Source organism: Vibrio owensii CAIM 1854 = LMG 25443, assembly GCF_000817815.1.
GTDB lineage: Bacteria > Pseudomonadota > Gammaproteobacteria > Enterobacterales > Vibrionaceae > Vibrio > Vibrio owensii.
The window spans coordinates 14,786-37,753 of the sequence record NZ_JPRD01000046.1; the positions used below are offsets into that span (position 1 = coordinate 14,786).

Consider the following 22,968-nt stretch of genomic DNA (forward strand, 5'->3'; position numbering starts at 1 on the left):
TTGTGTCTTGAACTAAAGTTGTGACATTGCCTAAGATTTTGTTCTCGATCTTCCGTATGATGCGCAAAAAGCTTGCAAACATCCTATATGAAACTTAGTAAATTAATCGTCCTTGCCTTGGTGTCTCCAGCGGCACTTGCAACCACAAAATCCACAGTCTCTTTCACTTTAGATAACGATGGCATCTTCGGCGTAGACCAAGATTACACCAACGGTATTTTCCTTTCTTACGCAACCGACAAATTGCGTGAAGACTCTGAGTGGAAATGGTTTACCTTAAATGGCAACGGTCAAAGCAACGTAGATAAAATTGAGTTGGTACTGGGCCACAAGATGTACACACCTAGTGACATTGAAGCCGACTACCCTCTTGTTAATGACCGCCCTTATGCCGGCTACCTTCATACCGAAATCAACTACATCTCACTGACGCCAGACCAAGCAGTACGTTACAACTTCACCATCGGTGCGACTGGTGAGAGCTCGCTGTCAGAAAAAGCACAGGAATTGGTTCATAGCATTACGGGTTCAACCGACCCTCAAGGCTGGGACTACCAAATTGATGATGAGATCGCATTCAGCGTAGGCTACCGTGCATTCAACAAACTGATGCGCAGCGAAGGCGAAAGTACACAGTGGGAAATCACCAACGTAAACGACATCAACGCAGGTAACTTCCGTAGTGACGTTTCACAAGGCGTGATGTTCCGTTGGGGTACCAACTTAGCAAACAGTATTGGCGCGGCAAACATCAGCGTCGAGAGTCCATTCCACGCGAGTATGCTGGCTAAGAGCACTTCGAGTTGGTTCTTGTTTACCGGATTCGAGGGCCGTTACCGCTTTAACGACATCACTATCGAAGGCGATCGTTCTGGTCTTCCTGAGCCATCAGACCAATACGATGTGACGCTACAAAACTGGCAAGCAAGTGCGGTTGCTGGTGCGACTTGGTACAACCAAAATTATGGCGCAAGCTTAACCTTCACGGTAAAAACACCGGACTATAAAGAGGCTCAAACCGATGTTTACGGCACTGGCTCTCTTTCTTTCTTCGCCTTCTTTTAATTAAATGCCCCTATGCGGCGTGTGAGTTTTCATTCGCCGCTTTCTTTGCTCACTATCTCACCAACGAAAGCCCTCTTAGACTGTTTTAACCCTGCAATTTGTAATAAAATAACGGCCAGAATTTATTAAAAAATGAGAGCAAAAGATGTCAACAACTGGTCGTATTCACTCATTTGAGTCATGTGGTACCGTAGACGGACCTGGTATCCGTTTTATCGTCTTCTTGCAAGGTTGCCTAATGCGTTGTAAGTATTGCCATAACCGTGATACTTGGGACACGCATGATGGCAAAGAAGTTACGGTTGAAGAGATTATTGCAGAAGCAAAAACTTACCGTCACTTTATGAATGCATCTGGCGGCGGTGTAACGTGTTCTGGCGGCGAAGCAATGCTTCAACCTGAGTTCGTTCGTGACTTCTTCCGCGCTGCTCAAGCGGAAGGCATTCACACTTGCCTAGACACCAACGGCTACATCCGTAAACACACTGACGTGATCGATGAAGTGTTGGATGCGACTGACCTAGTCATGCTTGACTTAAAACACATGAAAGACGAAATCCACCAAGACTTCATTGGTGTGTCTAACCGTCGTGTTTTAGACTTTGCTCGTTACCTACATAAGATCGGTCAAAAGACTTGGATTCGTTACGTGGTAGTGCCTGGTTACACTGATGAACCAGAGGCTGCACACATGCTTGGTGAGTTCATCAAAGATATGGACAACATTGAGAAGGTGGAGCTTCTTCCTTACCACAAACTTGGTGCACACAAATGGGAAGCGCTGGGTCTTGAGTACCCGCTTGATGGCGTTAACCCTCCGTCAAAAGAGACCATGGACGAAATCCAATCGATCCTTTCTCAATACCATTCAAATGTGAAATACTAAGCCTCGCTAGGCTATTGAATATTTTGAAGATACCAGCAGATCGCTGGTATTTTTTTGTCTACACATTGCCTAATACACCAAACAAACTACCACTTTCGATGCCCTGTTAAAGCCGTATCGGACGTATATCAAGGTAGTAAACAAGAAGTAAACTCGCAGGAATCAGAGTTGGGATAGTGCACATGGATTGGTTTAATTTTGTCTCGATCATCATCGTTGGTTGGGTATTCATCGCTTATTGCTTGCCAGATTGGCGCAAAGTCGTGTGGCCTAAGATGACACAAGAGAAACCTTTCCAACACTTGGTCTTCGCCACACTCTTTCTGCTCTGTATTTTGTGGTCTGCACAGGCTGGTGTGAAAGATGGCCTTCAGATTCACTTTCTTGCGTTAACAACACTGACCATGATGTATGGCTGGCGAATCGCGTTTCTACTTAGTATCCCAGCTATGCTCGTCAACCATTTGCTGCATGGTATTCCACTGTCGATGCTACCTTCAGCATGGGTGCTTTCAGCACTAGTGCCAATACTCATCAGCTACCTAATTTTTTTGCTCAGCTACCGTTACCTTCCACGTAACATTTTTGTTTTCATTTTTGTGGCAGGGTTCTTCAATGGAGCATTCACCGGCAGCCTGCATTTACTCATCAACTCGTTTTATCATCTTTCTGTGGGTCATTACGACTGGCAAACTATCCAACACAATTACTTTGTTTTCGTTCCGCTACTCGCCTTCCCTGAAGGCCTACTCAATGGGATGTCTCTAGCCGTATTGACCGTATTCAAACCAGAATGGTTGCGAGTATTTTCAGACCTAGACTATATATACAATCACTACCATAAATAAGCTGTCATCACCCATTAACACGGTGTTTGTAAACTGGCTAAATTCGACAATTCTTGCCATTTTTCATATTAAATATGTGTTGAGATCATGTTTCACCTTCGTCCGAAACGTTAACCTAAGCACATTAAAAATGTATTAGATTATTTAGTGAGGTCATCATGGAAATGTCAAACGCTCAACGTTTGATCCTATCAAACCAGTACAACCTAATGTCTCAACTTGACCCTAACAATGCGGCAAAATACAAGCGTCTACAAACTATCGTAGAACGTGGTTACGAGCTGCAAATGCGCGAGTTGAACAAAGATTTTGGCTGCATCACTGAAACAGAATGTCGTGAAATTATCGACATCATGGAGATGTACCATGCTATGCAAGAATCCAACAAAATGCTGGATGATGAAGAGCGTAGTAAAGTTGATCAGCGTCGCCTTCAGTTCCTTGGCTTCGACATCGCAACAGAAGCACAGCAAGTGCATTACGTGCGCTTCCTAGTGGATTCAGAAGGTCTTTACCCTCAATTTGATAAAGCAGACCACCACTTTAACAGCCAAATGCCAACGCTAGAGAAATACCGTCGCATGCTAAAAACATGGCGCAACTGCCCTCGTCAGTACCATCTATGTGCGAACGAGTTAGCGCAAATCTTTAGTGCATAACACAGCAAGTATTTGAAAAGGAGGGCAAAGGCTCTCCTTTTTTCTTTTGCCCTGTCACAATTAACCTCATTCCTGTCAACGCACTTTTGCCTATCTTTCCCCTTGCTTACGTACGAATCACTCATTCCCGTGATTCAAAGCCAAATATCTGATTTCTTAACCTCCTATTCACAGCACAAATTTTTCTCTCTTCAAACAGTGATTCAAATGTCACTTTTGCAATAAATTCATAATTGTTAAGCAAAATTGGAAATCCCCGACTAGGCTTAGAATGAGAAAGGGAGTGATTGAAAGGTACCTATCCATCGTTCTCCGTTGCAGTGAAAAAATGTCCATAAAGCAAAGTCTTTGGTGTTGTCTAGCTTGCATTCAGTACAAACCAAACGAGATAACAGGACGTATAAGTTCATACAACGAAGGGCATATCAAGGATGGATAAGCCTGCGTCAACGTTCGTCGGTAGACTGACTAGTTAAAGGGGAAAGCGACATGAGTATTTTCGACCACTATCAATCAAGATATGAAGCTGCAAAAGATGAAGAGATGTCGTTACAGGAGTTTTTGGCCCTGTGTAAGGATGACAAAAGCGCTTATGCCAACGCGGCAGAACGACTACTGATGGCTATCGGAGAGCCGGAAGTCATTGATACTGCTCAAGACCCAAGATTGAGCCGTATCTTCTCAAACCGAGTTATCTCACGATATGAAACCTTCAAAGACTTCTATGGCATGGAAGATGCGATCGAACAGATTGTTTCTTATCTCAAGCATGCTGCGCAAGGTTTGGAAGAGCGCAAACAAATTCTGTACTTACTCGGCCCTGTGGGTGGTGGTAAATCATCGCTTGCCGAGAAGCTAAAAGCATTGATGGAAAAAATGCCCGTTTATGTATTGAGCGCAAACGGTGAACGAAGCCCAGTAAACGACCATCCATTCTGTCTATTCAATCCGACAGAAGACGGCGAGATCTTGAAGAAAGAATACGGCATCGAACATCGTTACCTACGCTCGATCATGTCACCGTGGGCAGCAAAACGTCTGCATGAATTTGGTGGTGATATTACCAAATTTAAAGTACTGAAAGTTCGTCCATCTATCTTGGATCAAGTCGGTATCGCGAAAACTGAACCAGGTGATGAAAACAACCAAGATATTTCATCGCTGGTTGGTAAAGTCGATATCCGCCAACTTGAGCATTTCTCACAAGACGACCCAGATGCCTACAGCTACTCTGGTGCACTGTGTAAAGCGAACCAAGGCTTGATGGAATTCGTTGAGATGTTTAAAGCGCCAATCAAGGTGCTACACCCACTCTTAACGGCAACTCAAGAAGGTAACTTTAACGGTACTGAAGGTCTATCGGCGATTCCATTCGACGGTATGATTTTGGCTCACTCGAACGAATCTGAGTGGCAAACCTTCCGTAATAACAAGAACAACGAAGCGTTCTTGGACCGTGTATACATAGTGAAAGTACCTTACTGTCTACGTGTATCGGAAGAAGTGAAGATCTACCAGAAACTGCTTGAAAACAGTGAACTGTCTAAAGCGCCTTGTTCACCTAGTACACTCGAAACTCTGGCACAATTCAGTATTCTTTCACGACTCAAAGAGCCTGAAAACTCGTCCATTTTCTCGAAGATGCGCGTGTATGACGGTGAAACCCTGAAAGACACCGATCCGAAAGCTAAGAGTTACCAAGAGTACCGCGATTACGCCGGCGTTGACGAAGGTATGAATGGCCTATCAACACGTTTTGCGTTCAAGATCCTGTCTCGCGTATTCAACTTCGACCAAACCGAAGTGGCTGCAAACCCAGTTCACCTATTCTATGTGATTGAACAACAAGTGGAACGTGAACAGTTCCCTTCTGAAGTGGCAGAAAAATACCTTGAGTTCTTGAAAGGTTACCTAGTGCCTCGTTATGTCGAGTTCATTGGTAAAGAAGTTCAGACTGCTTACCTAGAGTCTTACTCTGAGTACGGTCAAAACATCTTCGACCGCTACGTCACATACGCAGACTTCTGGATTCAAGACCAAGAGTATCGTGACCCAGAAACAGGCCAACTGTTCGATCGCGCTTCTCTCAACGCTGAGCTAGAGAAGATCGAGAAAACAGCAGGCATCTCTAACCCGAAAGATTTCCGAAACGAAATCGTCAACTTTGTGCTTCGTGCGAAAGCCAATAACAATGGTCAGAACCCAGTTTGGACCAGCTACGAAAAACTGCGCACGGTAATCGAGAAGAAAATGTTCTCCAATACCGAAGAGCTACTTCCGGTTATCTCGTTCAATGCGAAAACCTCTTCTGAAGATCAGAAGAAACACGACGACTTTGTCGCTCGCATGATGGAAAAAGGCTATACCGAGAAACAGGTTCGCCTACTTTCTGAGTGGTACCTACGAGTACGTAAGTCATCCTAACCAGTTTGAGTTAGGTCGCTTGTGAAACATGAAGAGGGCTATTTCATGGCGCAATTTATAGACCGAAGGCTCAATGGCAAAAACAAGAGCGCTGTTAATCGACAGCGCTTCTTGAAACGCCATAAAGAGCAGATTAAAGAGTCGGTAGCTGACGCAGTGAATCGACGCTCGATCACGAACACGGAAACGGGCGAAGACGTCGCTATACCGCACAAAGACATCAACGAACCTATGTTTCATCAGGGTAAAGGGGGCGTGCGTGACCGCGTGCACCCTGGTAACGACCAATTTATCACTGGTGATAAGATCGAACGCCCGAAAGGTGGCGGCCAAGGTGGCGGTGCTGGTGAAGGCAATGCCAGCCCTGACGGTGAAGGCCAAGATGAGTTCGTTTTCCAAATTTCAAAAGATGAGTACCTCGATATCTTGTTTGAAGATTTAGAGCTACCGAATCTTGAGAAGAACCAAATTGCCAAAATCACAGAATGGAAAACCCACCGTGCGGGTTATCAAACAGCGGGTATTCCATCCAACATTGCTGTCGTCCGTTCGCTACAGCAATCTTTGGCACGACGCACCGCAATGACAGCAGGTAAGAAGCGTCTTCTAAACGAGTTAGAGGATGAACTTACTCGCATCAAAAACATCGAGCCCGCTCAACAGCTCGAAGAAAATCGTCTGAAGAAGGAAATAGAAGAGCTACGCAAGAAAATCGAAAGCGTGCCCTTCATTGATACCTTCGACTTACGTTTCAAGAACTATGAGAAACGCCCTGTGCCTTCAAGCCAAGCGGTCATGTTTTGTCTAATGGATGTATCTGGTTCTATGGACCAAGCCACCAAAGACATTGCAAAACGCTTCTATGTACTGCTTTACCTGTTCTTAACGCGTACGTACGAGAACGTGGAAGTGGTCTTCATTCGTCACCATACCCAAGCGAAAGAAGTGGATGAACATGAGTTCTTCTATTCGCAAGAAACGGGCGGCACGATTGTTTCGAGCGCACTGAAGTTGATGAATGAAATCGTTCAAGACCGTTACCCTGTGGGTCAATGGAACATCTACGCAGCACAGGCATCCGATGGTGACAACTGGGCTGACGACTCGCCTCGCTGTCGTGAGTTACTCGTCAATAAGCTACTGCCTAACTGCCAGTACTATTCATACATTGAGATCACGCGTCGCTCACACCAAACACTGTGGCACGAGTATGAGAAACTGAGCGAATCGTTTCCAAACTTCGCCATGAAAAACATCCGCTCCGTGGAGGATATCTTCCCAGTCTTCCGTGAACTATTCCAAAAAGAAACGGCGTAAGGAGGCTAGCGATGAATACCGCAACGACAAACCTTTCGGGGGAAGCCTCGAAGAAGCGCAGAGAAAATATGCTTCCAGATGGTCCAGATTGGACATTCGAATTGCTGGAGCGTTACCACAAAGAAATCAAGCGTGTGGCGGAGCATTATCGTCTCGACACCTACCCTAACCAAATTGAGGTCATCACCTCAGAGCAAATGATGGATGCATACTCAAGTATCGGTATGCCCATCAACTACAACCACTGGTCATTTGGTAAAAAGTTCATCCAAACGGAGCAGAACTATAAGCATGGTCAAATGGGCTTGGCTTACGAAATCGTGATCAACTCAAACCCATGTATCGCTTACTTGATGGAAGAGAACACCATCACCATGCAAGCGCTGGTTATTGCTCACGCCTGTTATGGACACAACTCGTTCTTCAAGGGCAATTATCTGTTCCAAACTTGGACCGACGCCAGCTCGATCATTGACTATCTCTTGTTTGCGAAGAACTACATTGCGGAATGTGAGGAGCGCTATGGCGTACACGAAGTCGAACAACTACTCGACTCTTGCCATGCCTTAATGAACTTCGGTGTGGACCGTTACAAGCGCCCTGAGAAGATTTCCATTAACGAGGAAAAAGCCCGCCAGGAAGAGCGTGAAGCTTACCTGCAATCGCAAGTGAACGAACTATGGCGAACGGTTCCACAATCGAAAACCAAAGAAGAAGACATCAAAGTGCGCTTCCCGAGCGAGCCACAAGAGAACCTGCTCTACTTCTTTGAAAAACATGCTCCTCTGCTTGAGCCATGGCAGCGCGAGATTGTGCGTATCGTGCGTAAGGTAAGCCAATACTTCTATCCTCAGAAGCAAACTCAAGTCATGAACGAAGGCTGGGCAACCTTCTGGCACTACACCATCCTGAATCACCTTTACGATGAAGGTTTAGTGTCTGAGAAATTCATTCTCGAGTTTCTGCACAGTCACACAAGCGTGGTTGCACAACCTCCTTACAATAGCCCTTACTTTAGCGGCATTAACCCGTATGCGCTTGGCTTTGCGATGTTCCGCGACATCAAACGCATCTGTGAAGATCCAACGGATGAGGACAAAGAGTGGTTCCCTGAGTTAGCAGGAACAGACTGGCTAGATGCGGTTCACTTTGCTATGCATAACTTCAAAGACGAGAGCTTTATTAGCCAATACTTGTCACCGAAGCTCATGCGTGATTTCAAGTTGTTTGCCATCAACGATGATGATCGTAAGAACTTTGTCGAAGTTGCAGCCATTCATGATGAAATGGGTTACCGACGTATTCGTGAAACGTTAGCAGCGCAATATAACTTGGCAAATCTAGAGCCGAACATTCAGGTGTTTAACGTGGATGTGCGAGGCGACCGTTCGTTAACGCTTCAGTATGTTCCTCATAATCGCATTCCTTTGGATAACAGTTATGAAGAAGTCTTGAAACACGTTTACCGCCTATGGGGTTTTGATGTGATTCTTGAAGAAGTGAAAGATACCGGACACAGAGAAATTCTCTCAACATGTCCGAAACGCAATCAGTACGACACCAATATATAGCTGATACAGCGTCCGAACTATCTTAGATACAAAAAGGCTCCTCAATGAGGAGCCTTTCTAATTCTAAAATCAATACTCACTTATTGTGCTTGGCTCGCGACAATGGCGCGTACTGCTTCTAAATCTTCTGGTGTATCCACACCTGCTGCTGGCGCTTCTTTTGCCACTTCAACATGAATCTTTTCACCGTACCAAAGCACGCGAAGTTGCTCCAGACACTCGATTTGCTCAAGTGCGCTTGGCTGCCAATTCACATAAGTATTGATGAAGCCAGCACGGTAAGCGTAGATGCCGATGTGACGCATCAATGGATTCGCGACGGTTTTGTCTTGCTTGGCAAAGTTGTCACGATCCCAAGGAATCGTTGCACGACTAAAGTACATGGCGTAACCACGCTCGTCCGCAACCACTTTCACCGCATTCGGGTTGAAGACTTCTTCTTCCGATTCAACCTCAACCGCAAGCGTTGCCATTGGTGCATCGCAACCTGCTAGGTTGTCAGCTACTTGGCGAATAATAGACGGCGGAATCAATGGTTCATCACCCTGAACGTTCACCACAATGTGGTCTGCAGGGATTGCCATTTTTTCTACCACTTCCGCTAGTCGCTCAGTGCCAGACTCGTGGTTTGGCGAGGTCATACAAACCTTGCCACCAAACTGCTCTGCTGCCGCTGATACGCGCTCATCGTCAGTCGCAATAATCACGTCTTCAGCGCCCGCTTGTAACGCTTGCTCATAAACCCATTGGATCATTGGTTTACCACCAATGTCTGCCAACGGTTTACCCGGTAAGCGGCTCGACGCGTAACGCGCAGGAATAACAACAATAAAAGACATTAGCGTCCCTCTTCCATGCTCATGGTTCGTGCTTCTGGCTCAAGCAGAACAGGAATACCTTCTTTGATTGGGTAAGCAAGGCGATCCAGTTTGCAGATCAACTCTTGATTATCTTTATCGTACGTCAGCTTACCTTTGCATACAGGGCAAGCTACAATCTCAAGCAGACGGTGATCCATAAGTCGCTTTAACCTCTTTTATTCGATTTAAAATTCGCTCTGCATCGTTAGATTCAAACTGAGCAGAAACGGGCAGATACCACCAATTGTCTTGCGCATAACTGTCGCATTTGACGGCATCCTTTTCTGTCATAATCACATTCGCCCCTTGTTGAGCCAATGCGTGTAATTCTTGCTGATCAAAGTCTTGATGATCGGCAAAGCCTTTCGTCACTTTGACATCCGCATTCATTGCGTTAAGTGTATTAAAAAATCGTGGTGGATGCCCAATTCCCGCAAATGCAACGAGATCACGTAATTCACTGACCTCGACCTGTTGCTTGGTCTTCAGGTTGATCGCCTTTGATGGAGCTAAAGACATTGGCATTTCGCCATGCTGAGCTTCACCACCATTAGTGATGATAAAGTCGACTTCAGCAAGACGCTCTACCCCTTCACGTAGTGGGCCAAGTGGAATAAGGCTTTCATTGCCAAAGCGGCGATTACCATCAACGATAACAAACTCGATATCTCGCTCTAGAGCGTAATGCTGGAGGCCATCGTCAGTAATAATGATGTCAACGCCAGTTTCAAGCAATGCTGTCACCGCATTGGCACGGACCGGATCTACAGCGACAGGCGCACCAGTACGGCGATAAATCAGCTTCGGCTCGTCACCACAGTGTTTTGCTGGTGTATTGTCACCCAAAACAAGCGGATACTGCGGCGCTTTCGCCCCATAACCACGAGACACAACCCCTGGTTTGTAACCAAGCTGTTGTAATTGCTCCACCAGCCAAACAACAACTGGTGTTTTACCATTGCCCCCAGCCGTAATGTTACCCACCACGACTACAGGCACTGGTGCTTTGTAAGCTTGTTTTTTACCTGATTGATATTGTTGACGCTTAGATTTACTGATCGCACCAAACAACAAGCTCAGTGGCCACAAAAGCGGCCACAGCAGGTATTTGAGGGGATGGTTTTCGAACCAGATTTTTTCAACCACAGTTCTTAGGCACCAAATTGGATTCGATGAAGTTGAGCGTACGCGCCGTCTTTCTTGGCAATCAACTCAGCGTGGTTACCACGTTCAACGATAGAGCCTTCATCTACCACTAGAATTTCATCTGCATTCTCGATAGTCGATAGTCGGTGAGCGATCACTAGTACCGTCTTATCTTTTTGCAGTTCATCCAGTGCCGATTGAATAGCACGCTCAGATTCCGTATCCAGAGCTGATGTCGCTTCATCAAGAACCAAAACAGGGGCATCACGAAGAAGTGCACGAGCAATAGCTACACGTTGACGTTGACCGCCGGATAGGCTCGCGCCATTCTCACCAATCATCGTATCAAGGCCGTCTTCCATCTTGCTGACGAACTCAGTGACGTGAGCAAGTTTAGCGGCACGTTCGATGTCTTCACGTGTGTATTGATCCTCTGTCGCGTAAGCAATGTTGTTTGCAATAGTATCGTTAAACAAATGCACGTTTTGCGAAACAAGCGCGAACTGCTCACGTAAGTTTTTCAGCTCGTAATCGCGAATATCGTGACCATCAAGCGTAATCGAACCGCTGCTTACATCGTAGAAGCGGTTGAATAAGTTCGCGATGGTACTCTTACCTGAACCTGAACGACCAACAAGAGCGACCGTCTTGCCTCTTGGAATATCAAAGCTCACGTTCTCAAGTGCCGGTTTCTCTGCACCTTCGTAGGTAAAGCTAACTTCCTTCACTGCAACGTCGCCATTTGCGCGCTCTACAGTGAACTTACCTTCATTCTTCTCTGGCTCTAGATCTACTAGTGCGAACAAGGTTTGGCTTGCTGCCATACCACGTTGGAACTGTGACGTTACGTTGGTCAGCGCTTTAAGCGGACGCATCAAACCAAACATTGCAGAGAACACAACGGTAAAAGTACCCGGCGTTAATTGATCTTTGATTGAGTCGATACTTGCTAGGTACAGAACCACAACAATTGCGATAGACGCGATCATTTGAATGATTGGGTTTGCTGCTGCTTGAGCTGTCACCAACTTCATGCTTTGTTGACGCATTTGGTTGCTGACTTTTTCGAAACGTTTGCCTTCGATATCTTGACCGCCGTAGCTTAGTACGACTTTGTGACCTTTCAGCATTTGTTCAGCAGATGCCGTCACATGACCCATCATGGTTTGCATGTTCTTAGAGATCTTGCGGAATCGCTTAGAAACGATACCAATACCCCAAGCAACAACTGGTGCAACAGCAAATAGAACCAAAGAAAGCTGCCAGCTGTTGTAGAACATCAATACAAGAAGACCGATGATGCTCGCACCTTCACGTACAATACTTACCAACGCTTGGCTTGTTGCGGCAGAGACTTGTTCTGAATCGTAAGTAATACGGGATAGCAAGTTACCTGTTTTTTCTTTGTCAAAGTAAGACACAGGCATGTGCATAAAGTGGTTGAACACCATTCGACGAATTTGCATTACCACATTGCCGGATACCCAGCTTAAGCAGTAAGTGGAAACAAATCCGCTCACACCACGAATGAACATCATGGCGAAAACAATCAGTGGAAGCGTGCGTAGAAAATCAGATTCCGCATTACCAAAACCTTCATCAAGAAGCGGTTTTAGCAAAGAAATCATATAGGTATCTGAAAGTGCATTAATGACTAACGCAATGACGGCAACGATAATGCCCGACTTATAAAGGCGAATAAATTGCCATAGACGCTTAAACGTCTGCCAGGTCGTTTCATCAGTATTTATCGACATAGAAGTGCTTCATTTTCTTACATTAAGACTCTTATTCTACTCCCTTACGCAGCATCTGCCTATACCAAGGCTCAATTGTCTCGCTACGTTTGGTTTCAAAATGCCAATTGTCTTGATCTATGAACACCGACACTTGACCGCTTGTCCCCGTATCCAACCAGTGTGCGTTTGCATTCTCATAAGCATGAATGACCTTGTCTGCAGGCATTCCCCACTGATTGGCTTTAGCTAAAGACGCGATAGCAAGTTGGGGAGAAACCGCTTTTACAAACTTAGGGTTGGATGAACTTTTGCTGCCATGATGAGGCACAAGCAACACATCACTCTCTAGCTTGTCGGGTTCACGAACCAGTATCCACTCGCTGATGGCTTCGATGTCTCCCGTCAGAAGCAGTTTAAAATCAGATTCTGTATCGACGACTCGAATAACACACGAATGAGGATTGTAAGCACGGTTTACCTGCTTAGGCGGCCACAGCACTTCAAATTTAAGCGCCTGCCAAGTCCATTTCTCTCCTGCAATACATGGTTGGTAATCAAAGTATTGCTGACTGCTGAATTTTGTTTTTGGAGAAAAATGTTGCTCTATGTAGTCTCGACCACCAGCATGGTCTGAGTCTGCGTGACTCACAATCAATACATCGATAGAACGAAAGCCTCTGCGATGTAAAACGGGCGAAACAACCTGCTGAGCGATACTGCCCGTGTTCCACGCTTTCCCAGTATCATAAAGAAGAACCTCCCCCTCCTTCTCTATCAAAACGGCCAGACCATGCCCTACATCCAACACATCGATACGCCAACGTCCAAATTGACGTTCATGAAACAGTGCAGCAGAAACAATAACAAGCAGCAAAATAGCCATCACCCCTTTGGTTAGAAATCTCGCCCCGATGAAAGCGCAAGTTATCGCAATAACCAGTAGCGTCATCTCAAGACTCATTGAATACCAACTGCCTTCAGCGAACTGCAATGACCAACTAAGGGGCAAAAGCACCCAATCCAAACATTGCCACAGCAGAGCAGCGATATCGTCAGACAAAGGAGTAGCAATGAGCGCGATAAACATCAAAGGAACGACAATGAAACCAAACCAAGGAATAAAAATGAGGTTATAAACAATGGAGGACAAACTGGTTCCTGAGAAAAACACACCACTGATGGGAACAATCAACATAGTAAGTACTAACTGTACTTTCAGTAGTGCTGTTAACTTAGCAATCCAATGCCCTTGAGCCTGTTGTACGACATTAACCGCAAACAATACCGCAACAACAGAAAGGTAAGACAACCAAAAGCTCATATTTAGAGGAGCAAACGGCTCTAAGCAAAGCTGAATCGAAACCGCAAGTAAAAGCACACGCCATGGGCTCCAATAAACCAAGCTAAATTTCAGCAACAAATAAATGGCGCAGACAGAAAACGCACGAGTTGTAGGTAAAGAGAAATTGGCTAACCATGCATAAGCAAGAGCAGTGATCAGTCCAAATAATGGCGGGAGGAAGGCGTAGTTAGGCAGCCCATACCTAACAACAAGTCCGACACTCATTCCAAACGCAAAAGCCATGCCTATGTGCAAACCGGATATCGAGACCAAATGCAGTAAGCCGCTGTCTCTCAGAGCATCCCAATCTGATTGAGTAAGCAATGAGCGGTCACTAAAGGCGAGCGCACTGATCAAAGGAAAATGTTCAAGCTCTGAGATATGTTCTTTGGTGGTCGCGATGATTTGCTGACGTATAGAAGTTTGTGTGCGAATTACCCACGTCGCATCAGAAATGACTACCGCTCTTGCAACGATACCTTTTCCAGCGGCTTGTTTCTCTGCATCATACCCAGCTTCATTCTTCAGACCCAAAATGGGTTTCATCGTGACTTGAGTAGTGAATTCGCTGTTAACAGTCAGAGGGAGTGCGGTTATCAATCGGATTTTTGGTTTAAGAAAAGGTAACAGCTTTTGAGAATTAACCTGATTGATCTGCGCAATTCCTTCATATCCGTGACTTATTTGCGTAAAAGGGCTGTCAACTTTACCATTTATGGTAATATTCACCCCTGCTTGAAACAGGGCTTGTCTTTGATGCTCCATAACATTGCCGTGGATAATGACAACCATAAAGCCCCAAATTGCGCCTATGCTCAATAAGCCACGCCGTAATTTGATTATCGAGCCAATGGCAATTATTCCCAGCAGCAACCATCGCCAATCTGGCATCGTCGGCCACCACGCAGACGAGATAACGCTTGCTACAAATAACGCCAAGGTCAAACTTTTTTCTAAGAGAGTCATGTCGTCCTATGCCTAGAAAGCTGATTAAACGCTTCATGCCAGATCATGAAATGATCAAACGCCAAAAAGCACTGAAGGTCTTCGGCAACGTTTTATACAACCCGAATCTGTGGTGTTTAAATCGTCGCTCTGCATCTGGTGCTTTTGCTGTTGGTCTGTTTATGGCGTTTGTTCCGCTTCCGAGTCAGATGATCATGGCTGCAGGTCTAGCCATCATGCTTGGCGTAAACTTGCCTCTCTCTGTTGCCCTTGTTTGGATCAGTAACCCAATCACCATGCCAGTGTTGTTCTACTTTGCGTACAAACTTGGCGCACTGGTGATGCATGTACCACCACAACCTTTCCACTTTGAGTTGTCGTGGGAATTCATCATGCAGCAAATGAACACCATTGGACCTCCGTTCTTGTTGGGCTGCGCGATTTGTGGTGTTGCTTCGGCAATCATTGGCTACTTCGGAATTCGCGGACTCTGGCGCTATTCAGTAGTGAGAAGTTGGCAAAAACGCAAAATACGATAAGTACTTATTGAAAAAATGGCAGGTTACAGCGCGTTGATTGGAAAAGAGTTAACGTTTGAAATGAAAGAAGATGTAGCCTAGGTATGAAAAATACTGAGCCAGTACAGACTTAAAAATAAAGGACCGAAATTCGGTCCTTTATTTTTTGTGTTTCGTTTATTTGGCTTGTTATTTCGAGCTCAAAACTGCAGCGGGATTAAGCTTCGCAGCTCTAGAAGCTGGGTACCAAGTCGCAAGCAAGCTCAAGATAATCGCCGTGCTTGATACCAAAGCAACATCTGGCCAATGCAGTTGTGATGGCAGGAAGTCGACAAAGTAAATGTCCCCTGATAAGAACTGGTGCCCTATCAAGCTCTCTAAGGCTTTGATGATTGGTGTTAAGTTTAATGCGACAAACACACCGACAATACTGCCAGCAATACTGCCGAATACCCCTGAGAACACACCTTGCCAAACGAAAATGCGCTTAATCAGCCCATCTTTCGCACCCATGGTTCGAAGAATCGCGATTTCTGCGGCGCGGTCTTTTACCGCCATCATTAACGTCGAAACAATATTGAAGCTCGCCACACCAATCACTAGTACCATTACCAAGTACATTATCGTGCGGACTAACTGGATATCGCGATACAAGAAGCCAAACTGTTGTTGCCAGCTTTTTAGATACACATACACATCAATCAGATTACCAACTTCTCTCACAATCGAAGGGGCGTTCAGCACATCATCGGTTTTAAGGGAAATCCCGGTGACACCATCACCCAAGCGCGCATACGCTTGAGCATCCTTCAATGGGACTAGAGCGAGCGAATGATCGATTTGGCCATTTAGCGTTAAAAAGCCTGCGACCTTAACTCGAACACGCTTCGGTGCTTGAACTTTATTGGTGCTGCCTGTTTGTGGAATCATCAATGTAATGTAGTCACCCACATCAACGTTCAGTTCATTCGCGACACCGCGGCCCAAAATCACTTGCTTTTGACCTGGATAGAAGTTTTGCCAAGCTTCTGGGTCAATGAATTCAGACATGCTTGAGACGGCCTGTTCAAAAGCAGGATCGACACCTCGAACCTCTATAGCTTTTAACTTGGTGCCTTTTTCGGCCAAACCCGTAAACCGAACATAAGGCGCTGCCGCAACGACGTGTTCGTGGTTTAGCGCTTGATTCATGGTTTTGGTGTAATTGTGCAGCGGGCCATTCACCCCTTCCAATTCACCGTGCGGGATAACCGACAGCACTCGTGATTGCAACTCACGTTCAAAGCCATTCATAGCAGAAAGACCAATGATGATCACTGCGACGCCGACAGCAATACCAATGGTTGAAGAAAGTGAAATGAACGACACCATCTTGTTACGCTTTTTAGCGCGACTGAAACGGCCACCGATCATCAATGCTAAAGATGAAAACAAAATTAGCCCTCCGCAACCGCTGTTTCAGTGATAAAGCGATCCACCAGCAAGCCATCTTGCATATGCATTTGACGGTCCATTTTCGCCGCTAACTCGTTATCATGAGTCACGACTAAAAAGGCAATGTTCGACTCTTGGTTTAACTCACGCATCAAATCATAAATTGCAAGTGCCGTGTTATGGTCGAGGTTACCCGTTGGCTCATCTGCTAATACCAGATCAGGTTTATTCACCAATGCTCTTGCAATAGCAACACGTTGGCGCTCACCACCAGACAGTTCAGATGGACGGTGATCCATACGATGACCTAAACCCACTTTTTCCAGCAATGCTTGTGCGGCTTCTTTCGCTTCAGAGACCTTTGTTCCGCCGATCAACAAAGGCATTGCTACGTTCTCTACCGCTGTGAAGTCAGCCAGCAAATGGTGGAACTGATACACAAAACCAAGGTGTTTATTACGTAATGCCGCTTGCTTATTCGAGCTTAACGCCGACAAGTCCTGCCCTAGAAAATCGACTTCACCTTCTGTCGCATCATCCAAGGCGCCAAGAATATGAAGTAACGTACTTTTACCTGAGCCTGATGAGCCAACAATAGAAACCAATTCCCCTTTGTCGATATCAAAACTCACGCCTTTCAGCACTTCAGTATCTAGCGAGCCTTCTCGGTAGACTTTACGAATATCACGACATTCTAATAGCTTATTCATAGCGAAGTGCCTCAGCAGGTTTAACAGAAGATGCTCGGTAAGACGGGTAAACAGTTGCAGCTAGACTCAGAGCAATCGCCAGCACTACCACTAATAAAATTTGGAATGAATCAATCACGATTGGCAGATGGCCACCGAAGCTGAACAAGGCAACGCCTGCGGCTTCCAGAAGCGCATTGAGGTTGAGCGATAAAGCCACACCGACAGCACCGCCAACAATCGCGCCAATCACACCGCTACTTGCACCTTGCACCATGAAAATCGCCATCACTTGAGATTGCTTCATCCCTTGGGTTTTGAGAATCGCGACTTCTGATTGCTTCTCCATCACCACCATGATCAAAGCAGAGATAATGTTAAACGCCGCAACGCCAACAATCAGACCTAGCATCAAGCCCATCATGTTCTTTTCCATTTTTACCGCTTGGAAAAGCTCACCACGTTGCTCACGCCAATCACTCCATTTCCAATCGTCCGGCAATGGTTTATCTGCAAATTCAGTCACCATAAACGGGTCAGAGAAATACACGCGCCAACCCGAAACGGTGTCTTTCGGCAAACGCATCAGCTTTGAAGCATCCGTCATGTTAACGATCATGAGCTGACCGTCGACATCAGAGCCGGTATTAAAAATGCCCGCAACAGTGAAGTTACGTTGACTTGGAATACGTCCTAGAGGCGTAAATTGGGTGGCATTGGTCACCATCAAACGCACTTTGTCACCCATAGAAACTTTCAGGGAGCGCGCTAAGCTGTGACCAAGAAAAACTTTATACTCACCCGCTTTTAGTGACGATAAGCGGCCAGCAATAAGGTGATTAGAGATAGGATCGCCCAATTTAGGTTCAATACCAATTAGGTAGCCAGCCGTCAACTGAGCAGAGCTTTGAATCACCGCTTCACCACGAACGATAGGTTCCGGTTTCGCGCTTGTCGACATATCTTGAATGAACTGAGGGGCATTTTCACTGATAGGTGTTTTACCATCATGTTGCGAAACGACCGCATGAGGAAGCACACCTAAAATACGTTCTTTAAGCTGGGCTTCAAAGCCATTCATAACGGAAAGTACGGTCACTAACGCCATCACACCGATCGTGATACCCGCTGTCGACATATAAGAAACAAATCGACTGAACCTATCTCCGGAGCGTCCCCGAAGATACCTCAAGCCGATAAACAGAGAGATAGGATGATACATATAAGGCAAACCAACTGGTTTTTTAATAATGGAGCTATTACTTAGCTAATTAATATTCGTTATCTTACCTTACTCTTACTATGAAGAAGACAAGATAATCGCCAAATTTGTCAACGACATGCAATAAGTCCCTATTTACAGCAAAAAGTTCAGCCAGAAAAACAGGTAAACTTGATAACTTAAACTGATTAGCGATAATCATTGCCCTATCCTACTCATTCTTCAATGAAATGAGAGCGCTCGTTGGCAGAAAAGGACCAAATTATGACAGAGCAAGAATACTTCACCGTACACCACAATCTGACGATCAACGTCGAAACGTTAGAGACGGGCTTTGCTCTGCCAGATGAAGAGACTTTTGTATCAGAAATCCCGGCACCTTTCATTGTCGCGAGTGAATTCAGTCATCTCGATATGTTGGCTGATAACGCAAGACTCGAGCTGCAAAGTAAAGAGCTCAAACACGTCATCTATTTGCTGGATACACAGAACTCAAAATTAAACCTGCTACTGAGTTTTATGCTTTCTCAACAAGATGATGCCAAATTACGTTTTCAAACGACTCAATTCGGCGCTAGTCAGTTGAGCTATCGCAGTGATTCTGAAGTAGAAACGGGGAAACTGGTTCGCGTAAAACTCTTCTTAGATCATCCAGCTGCAGCAATTTACTGCTACGCTCAGATAGTAGAATGCGAATCTACCGAGCAAGGCTATGTGATCACACTCAAGTACAAATTACTTAGAGAAGCTGACCAAGATTTATTAATCAAAGCCGCGCTATACCAACAGCAAAAATTACTCCGTCAGCGCTCACTAGAGCGAGATAACAAATAATTACCATGACAAAAGCAACGATTCTCTCCGTCACGAATCCGTCTGAGCGTGGCGACAAAAAACAGCTTGGCAACCTACCTGGTGCCGCATTGCCAATGGCGATTGCAGAGCTGGCTAAACAGCATTCAAGCCACTCTCTGCTTGTAGTTCCCGATCCGCAAATGGCGCTTAAGCTCCAAGCAGAAATAGAGCAGTTTACTGATCAATCGGTCAGCCTATTCCCTGATTGGGAAACACTGCCTTACGATAACTTCTCTCCGCACCAAGAAATCATCTCAGACCGTATTGCGCGTTTATATCAGCTACCAAACCAAGCCGGTGGCGTAACGATTGTGCCAGTAAGCACCGTATTACAGCGCCAGTCTCCACGTGACTTCTTGTTGCAACACACCTTGATGGTAAAAACAGGCGATCAGTTCTCGCTAGAGAAGCTTCGCGTTCAACTTGAAAACTCAGGTTATCGCCATGTCGATCAAGTGTTTGGTCCTGGTGAGTACGCAAGCCGTGGTTCGATCCTTGATTTGTTCCCGATGGGCAGCTCAGATCCATACCGTATTGATTTCTTCGATGATGAGATCGATACGATCCGAACGTTCGATCCAGAGAACCAACGTTCTATCGAAGACATTCAGCAAATCCAGTTATTGCCAGCTCACGAATTCCCGACCACAAAAGCAGCTATCGAAGATTTTCGTACTCGTTGGCGCTCTCAGTTCGAAGCACGACGCGAACCTGAATCGATTTACATGCAAGTCACCAAAGGCACGTGGCCAGCAGGTATCGAGTACTGGCAACCACTGTTCTTCGATCATACAGAAACGTTATTTGACTATTTACCTGAAGACTCGCAACTGATCATCGTTGGTGATATTGAAGCTGCGGTTGATACCTTCTTAAATGACGTCGACTACCGCTATGATCAAAAGAAAATCGATCCACTGCGTCCGCTGTTAGCGCCACACGAATTGTGGCTCAAGAAAGACGAACTCTTTGCCCAGTTTAAACAACTGCCACAAGCACAGTTAAGCTTAGAGAAAATCGTTAAGCGTGCAGGTCGCCAAAACCTCGCCGTGCAATCTCTTGCAGAACTCGGCGTTCAACAGCAGAACAAAGAGCCACTGGCACGTTTACGTCAATTCAGTGAACAGTTCCTAGGCAAAATCGTCTTCTCAGTCGAGTCAGAAGGCCGCCGTGAGGCACTAACCGAGCTTCTCCAAGGCATCAAAGTTCGCCCTGTCGTACATGGCTCACTCTATCAAGCGCTTGATTCTGACGATCGCTTCAGCTTGATTCTAGGTGCTGCAGAACACGGTTTTATCCATGATGAGCTCAACTTTGCACTGATTTGCGAAAGCGACTTGTTGGGCGATCGCGTTATCCAACGCCGCCGTAAAGACAAGAAAACCGTTAACAGTGACACTGTTATCCGTCACCTAGCCGAACTTAAACCGGGCCAGCCTGTTGTTCACATCGATCACGGTATCGGCCGCTACATTGGCTTGCAAACGCTTGAGGCTGGCGGAATGAAAACAGAGTACGTGACTCTTGAGTATCAAAACGATGCCAAGCTTTACGTGCCAGTGTCTTCATTAAACTTAATCAGTCGCTATTCAGGTGGCGCTGAAGACAGTGCGCCGCTGCATAAACTGGGTGGTGAAGCGTGGGCGAAAGCTCGTCGTAAAGCTGCAGAGAAAGTGCGTGATGTTGCCGCTGAGCTTCTGGATGTTTACGCGAAACGAGAGTTGAAACCGGGCTACAAGTTTGAATTAGACCGTGGTCAATACGCGACCTTCAAAGCGACTTTCCCGTTTGAAGAGACCGATGATCAATCAATGGCCATCAATGCGGTTCTGTCCGATATGTGCCAAGCAAAAGCCATGGACCGCCTTGTGTGTGGTGATGTGGGCTTTGGTAAAACAGAAGTTGCGATGCGCGCGGCATTTGTTGCCACAGACAACAGTAAACAAGTGGCGGTCTTGGTTCCGACGACCCTACTTGCACAACAGCACTTTGAAAACTTCCGTGACCGATTTGCAAACTTACCAATTCGCGTAGAAGTGCTTTCTCGTTTTAAATCGGCAAAAGAGCAAAAAGTGATTCTCCAAGATGTTGCCGATGGCAAAGTCGACATCGTAGTAGGCACTCACAAACTGCTCTCAAGCGACATCAAATTCAAAGACCTTGGTTTATTGATCGTCGATGAAGAGCATCGCTTTGGTGTGCGCCAAAAAGAAAAAGTGAAAGCGATGCGTGCGGATGTCGACATTCTAACGCTTACTGCGACACCAATTCCGCGAACGCTGAACATGGCGATGAGTGGCATGCGCGACTTGTCGATCATCGCGACTCCACCAGCACGCCGTTTGGCAATCAAAACGTTTGTGCGTCAACGTGAAGACTCCGTGGTTCGTGAAGCGGCATTGCGTGAAATCATGCGTGGTGGTCAGGTTTACTTCCTGCATAACCAAGTCGAAACCATCGAGAAAACAGCCGAAGATCTGCAGAAACTCATCCCTGAAGCGCGTGTGACCGTTGCCCATGGCCAGATGCGTGAGCGCGAGCTAGAACGCATTATGAATGACTTCTATCATCAGCGTTTCAATCTTTTGGTGTGTACCACCATCATAGAAACCGGTATCGACGTTCCGACCGCCAACACCATTATCATGGACCGAGCAGATAACCTTGGTCTTGCACAGCTACACCAATTACGTGGCCGTGTTGGTCGTTCGCATCACCAAGCATACGCTTACTTGCTGACGCCACATCCAAAAGCGATAACAAAAGATGCGATTAAGCGTCTTGATGCGATCGCTTCGCTGGAAGATCTCGGTGCAGGTTTCACACTGGCCACGCACGATCTTGAGATTCGTGGTGCGGGTGAGCTATTAGGTGACGAACAAAGTGGTCAAATTCAATCGGTTGGTTTTACACTGTATATGGAGATGCTTGAACAAGCGGTTGAAGCATTGAAAGAAGGTAAAGAGCCATCGCTGGATGATCTACTTCGCGAGCAAACCGAAATTGAGATGCGTATTCCTGCCCTACTGCCGGATGATTACATTCCGGATGTGAACACGCGTTTATCGATGTACAAACGTATTGCAAGTGTGAGCGACAATGAGGGCTTATCCGAGCTTAAGGTTGAACTGATTGACCGATTCGGTCTGTTACCTGATGCAACTAAGAATCTCCTATCTGTCTCAGAGCTGAAAATTGGGGCAGGAAGTCTCAAAGCGAAGAAGATTGAGGCGCATGACAAGGGCGGATTCATTGAGTTTTACCCTGATGCTGACATAAACCCAGCGTATTTAGTTAAACTCCTGCAATCACAGCCGCAAAAATTTGCAATGGAAGGTCCAACTAAGTTCAAGTTTAGCGTACCATTAACGGACCGACGTAAACGCATTCAGTTTGTTCAAGACTTACTGAATGATTTCAAACAGAATTTATTACCAACGAGCTAATA

At 45.9% G+C, this 22,968-nt stretch carries 18 protein-coding genes; 10 read left to right on the forward strand and 8 right to left on the reverse strand.

Translation table 11 applies throughout. The features are described from left to right. The first annotated feature begins 87 nt into the window (after positions 1-87). The 7 genes from H735_RS21740 to H735_RS21770 all read left to right on the forward strand — a co-directional run bounded on the left by H735_RS21740 (position 88) and on the right by H735_RS21770 (position 8,770). Complete coding sequence (locus tag H735_RS21740; protein WP_005437468.1) at positions 88-1,065, forward strand: lipid A deacylase LpxR family protein; 978 nt, start codon at positions 88-90, stop codon at positions 1,063-1,065. Positions 1,066-1,210: 145 nt separating this feature from the next. Further along, positions 1,211-1,951, forward strand: a complete 741-nt coding sequence (gene pflA, locus H735_RS21745; RefSeq protein ID WP_005437470.1) for a pyruvate formate lyase 1-activating protein — start codon at positions 1,211-1,213, stop codon at positions 1,949-1,951. 182 nt (positions 1,952-2,133) lie between these two features. Next, on the forward strand, positions 2,134-2,799 hold the full coding sequence (locus H735_RS21750; RefSeq protein WP_020195024.1) for an energy-coupling factor ABC transporter permease: 666 nt from the start codon (positions 2,134-2,136) through the stop codon (positions 2,797-2,799). Between the two features lie 158 nt (positions 2,800-2,957). After that, positions 2,958-3,458 (forward strand): YfbU family protein, encoded by a 501-nt coding sequence (locus tag H735_RS21755; protein ID WP_020195025.1) that lies wholly within the window; start codon positions 2,958-2,960, stop codon positions 3,456-3,458. A gap of 489 nt (positions 3,459-3,947) precedes the next feature. Further along, positions 3,948-5,882, forward strand: a complete 1,935-nt coding sequence (locus tag H735_RS21760) for a PrkA family serine protein kinase (protein WP_005437480.1) — start codon at positions 3,948-3,950, stop codon at positions 5,880-5,882. A gap of 45 nt (positions 5,883-5,927) precedes the next feature. Continuing rightward, positions 5,928-7,199, forward strand: a complete 1,272-nt coding sequence (locus tag H735_RS21765; protein ID WP_009707120.1) for a YeaH/YhbH family protein — start codon at positions 5,928-5,930, stop codon at positions 7,197-7,199. A gap of 11 nt (positions 7,200-7,210) precedes the next feature. Next, on the forward strand, positions 7,211-8,770 hold the full coding sequence (locus H735_RS21770; protein WP_020195026.1) for a SpoVR family protein: 1,560 nt from the start codon (positions 7,211-7,213) through the stop codon (positions 8,768-8,770). An 80-nt stretch (positions 8,771-8,850) separates the two neighbouring features. Here H735_RS21770 and kdsB read toward each other — a convergent pair whose 3' ends face one another. From kdsB to H735_RS21795, 5 genes are read right to left on the reverse strand one after another with little or no spacing between them, the layout of a single operon-like run. After that, positions 8,851-9,609 (reverse strand): 3-deoxy-manno-octulosonate cytidylyltransferase, encoded by a 759-nt coding sequence (gene kdsB, locus H735_RS21775; RefSeq protein ID WP_020195027.1) that lies wholly within the window; start codon positions 9,607-9,609, stop codon positions 8,851-8,853. Then, positions 9,609-9,788 (reverse strand): Trm112 family protein, encoded by a 180-nt coding sequence (locus tag H735_RS21780; RefSeq protein WP_005431692.1) that lies wholly within the window; start codon positions 9,786-9,788, stop codon positions 9,609-9,611. The genes kdsB and H735_RS21780 overlap by 1 nt, the downstream gene beginning before the upstream one ends. Beyond that, complete coding sequence (lpxK, locus tag H735_RS21785) at positions 9,769-10,776, reverse strand: tetraacyldisaccharide 4'-kinase (protein ID WP_020195028.1); 1,008 nt, start codon at positions 10,774-10,776, stop codon at positions 9,769-9,771. Before lpxK ends, H735_RS21780 begins: the two co-directional genes overlap by 20 nt. 5 nt (positions 10,777-10,781) lie before the next feature. Further along, positions 10,782-12,533 carry a lipid A ABC transporter ATP-binding protein/permease MsbA gene (gene msbA, locus H735_RS21790; RefSeq protein ID WP_020195029.1) on the reverse strand — a complete coding sequence of 584 codons (1,752 nt, stop codon included), beginning with the start codon at positions 12,531-12,533 and terminating at the stop codon, positions 10,782-10,784. 31 nt (positions 12,534-12,564) lie between these two features. Further along, on the reverse strand, positions 12,565-14,823 hold the full coding sequence (locus tag H735_RS21795; RefSeq protein ID WP_020195030.1) for a DNA internalization-related competence protein ComEC/Rec2: 2,259 nt from the start codon (positions 14,821-14,823) through the stop codon (positions 12,565-12,567). An 8-nt stretch (positions 14,824-14,831) separates the two neighbouring features. On the opposite strand from H735_RS21795, the gene H735_RS21800 reads away from it, so the two are divergent. Next, on the forward strand, positions 14,832-15,341 hold the full coding sequence (locus H735_RS21800) for a DUF2062 domain-containing protein (protein ID WP_009707126.1): 510 nt from the start codon (positions 14,832-14,834) through the stop codon (positions 15,339-15,341). Positions 15,342-15,509: 168 nt separating this feature from the next. On the opposite strand, the gene lolE is transcribed toward H735_RS21800, so the two are convergent. From lolE to lolC, 3 genes are read right to left on the reverse strand one after another with little or no spacing between them, the layout of a single operon-like run. Beyond that, positions 15,510-16,754, reverse strand: coding sequence for a lipoprotein-releasing ABC transporter permease subunit LolE (gene lolE / locus H735_RS21805; RefSeq protein ID WP_027726601.1), 1,245 nt, complete (start codon positions 16,752-16,754; stop codon positions 15,510-15,512). Positions 16,755-16,756: 2 nt separating this feature from the next. Continuing rightward, complete coding sequence (gene lolD, locus H735_RS21810) at positions 16,757-17,464, reverse strand: lipoprotein-releasing ABC transporter ATP-binding protein LolD (protein WP_005437497.1); 708 nt, start codon at positions 17,462-17,464, stop codon at positions 16,757-16,759. Then, on the reverse strand, positions 17,457-18,665 hold the full coding sequence (gene lolC / locus H735_RS21815; RefSeq protein ID WP_027726602.1) for a lipoprotein-releasing ABC transporter permease subunit LolC: 1,209 nt from the start codon (positions 18,663-18,665) through the stop codon (positions 17,457-17,459). Before lolC ends, lolD begins: the two co-directional genes overlap by 8 nt. Positions 18,666-18,929: 264 nt before the next feature. On the opposite strand from lolC, the gene H735_RS21820 reads away from it, so the two are divergent. Continuing rightward, the gene (locus H735_RS21820) at positions 18,930-19,499 is read left to right on the forward strand and encodes a PilZ domain-containing protein (protein WP_009707129.1); all 570 of its coding nucleotides are present in this window, start codon (positions 18,930-18,932) and stop codon (positions 19,497-19,499) included. A gap of 5 nt (positions 19,500-19,504) precedes the next feature. Continuing rightward, positions 19,505-22,966: a transcription-repair coupling factor gene (gene mfd, locus H735_RS21825; protein ID WP_020195033.1), complete on the forward strand. Its 3,462-nt coding sequence runs from the start codon at positions 19,505-19,507 to the stop codon at positions 22,964-22,966. Positions 22,967-22,968 lie beyond the last annotated feature (2 nt).

Excerpts from the sequence above, each read along its gene's own strand:
- lolD (WP_005437497.1), bottom strand. The coding sequence starts at position 17,464 with ATGAATAAGCTATTAGAATGTCGTGATATTCGTAAAGTCTACCGAGAA.
- H735_RS21765 (WP_009707120.1), top strand. The coding sequence starts at position 5,928 with ATGGCGCAATTTATAGACCGAAGGCTCAATGGCAAAAACAAGAGCGCT.
- H735_RS21760 (WP_005437480.1), top strand. The coding sequence starts at position 3,948 with ATGAGTATTTTCGACCACTATCAATCAAGATATGAAGCTGCAAAAGAT.
- H735_RS21755 (WP_020195025.1), top strand. The coding sequence starts at position 2,958 with ATGGAAATGTCAAACGCTCAACGTTTGATCCTATCAAACCAGTACAAC.
- pflA (WP_005437470.1), top strand. The coding sequence starts at position 1,211 with ATGTCAACAACTGGTCGTATTCACTCATTTGAGTCATGTGGTACCGTA.
- kdsB (WP_020195027.1), bottom strand. The coding sequence starts at position 9,609 with ATGTCTTTTATTGTTGTTATTCCTGCGCGTTACGCGTCGAGCCGCTTA.
- H735_RS21800 (WP_009707126.1), top strand. The coding sequence starts at position 14,832 with ATGCCTAGAAAGCTGATTAAACGCTTCATGCCAGATCATGAAATGATC.
- msbA (WP_020195029.1), bottom strand. The coding sequence starts at position 12,533 with ATGTCGATAAATACTGATGAAACGACCTGGCAGACGTTTAAGCGTCTA.
- H735_RS21795 (WP_020195030.1), bottom strand. The coding sequence starts at position 14,823 with ATGACTCTCTTAGAAAAAAGTTTGACCTTGGCGTTATTTGTAGCAAGC.
- H735_RS21820 (WP_009707129.1), top strand. The coding sequence starts at position 18,930 with ATGACAGAGCAAGAATACTTCACCGTACACCACAATCTGACGATCAAC.
- H735_RS21770 (WP_020195026.1), top strand. The coding sequence starts at position 7,211 with ATGAATACCGCAACGACAAACCTTTCGGGGGAAGCCTCGAAGAAGCGC.
- mfd (WP_020195033.1), top strand. The coding sequence starts at position 19,505 with ATGACAAAAGCAACGATTCTCTCCGTCACGAATCCGTCTGAGCGTGGC.
- H735_RS21740 (WP_005437468.1), top strand. The coding sequence starts at position 88 with ATGAAACTTAGTAAATTAATCGTCCTTGCCTTGGTGTCTCCAGCGGCA.
- H735_RS21750 (WP_020195024.1), top strand. The coding sequence starts at position 2,134 with ATGGATTGGTTTAATTTTGTCTCGATCATCATCGTTGGTTGGGTATTC.
- H735_RS21780 (WP_005431692.1), bottom strand. The coding sequence starts at position 9,788 with ATGGATCACCGTCTGCTTGAGATTGTAGCTTGCCCTGTATGCAAAGGT.
- lolC (WP_027726602.1), bottom strand. The coding sequence starts at position 18,665 with ATGTATCATCCTATCTCTCTGTTTATCGGCTTGAGGTATCTTCGGGGA.